General features: G+C 58.6%; 1 protein-coding gene. It reads right to left on the bottom strand.

The genetic code is table 11. The features are described from left to right. A partial coding sequence (locus JF66_RS19840; protein ID WP_197059512.1) for a DUF3846 domain-containing protein occupies positions 1–238 on the bottom strand: 238 nt, incomplete at its 3' end. Positions 239–863: the final 625 nt, after the last annotated feature.

Raw genomic sequence — 863 nt, 5'->3', positions numbered from 1 at the left:
CCGGGGTTCCTAGGGCATGAGCGATGATGGTTAGCCCGAGGTTGAGTGGGGAACCGTTGATGGCTCCCTCATCATCTACGAAGAGGTCGATGTCGTCTTCGAGGCTGACCACGTCGAAGTTGTTGCAGCCGATTGCGTTCTGAATGGACGTGACTGTATCTGTCTTGTCGATGGTGCAGGTCGTCGCCTCCTGGTGGGTGATGCGCAGTGCGCGGAGCTGCCGAGTTGTGGTCTTCATGGTGTTTTCCTTCGCGGTGATCGATTCACGTGCTTGCGGGGGTGACTGTGGATTGCGGGACTGGTGCGGGTTTTGCATGTTCGGCGTGTGTGTCATTGGTTTCTCCCTCGACCAACTGTTTTTTGTACCTTCCGGCGAGAGAAATCGATAGCGAGCGGGAGAGCCGTAGTGCCCAGAATCTCGGGCGAAATAAGGGAGCGTGCGACCGCGTCCGTGAATCTGGGAACGAAGGCGCGGAGCGAGCTACGATGACCGGCCGGAAAGGTCACAACAAATGTCCTGTGAACAGTGCCGCGTGGCGGCTCCACGCTCCTAGATTTCTGCGCGTGGACGCGCCCGCCACTGTCCGGTCTTTGAACGCCTCTCACCGCTCCCAAGCCGCCTGCGTTCTGCGCAGTCGGAGACGCCGTGCCAAACAACTTTGACGATGGGATCGAACGGAGATCCGACTTTATCGGCGAGGTTATCGATGAGGTCGCGAGGTACTGAGTCCTGGCGTTATCCAACGGTCACCGGATCGTGGGTGTATGCGACGTCGAGGTGCAGGTGGTTGCACGTGTCGTTGATCTGAGTAAAGTGCACAAGCTGAACGGCGCTCCCGGCATTCCGTCGGCATTGCTCTTGG

The organism is Cryobacterium sp. MLB-32 (genome assembly GCF_000738085.1).
In the GTDB taxonomy this organism is placed as follows: Bacteria; Actinomycetota; Actinomycetes; order Actinomycetales; family Microbacteriaceae; genus Cryobacterium.
This window is presented reverse-complemented; position numbering and strand designations above follow the sequence as displayed.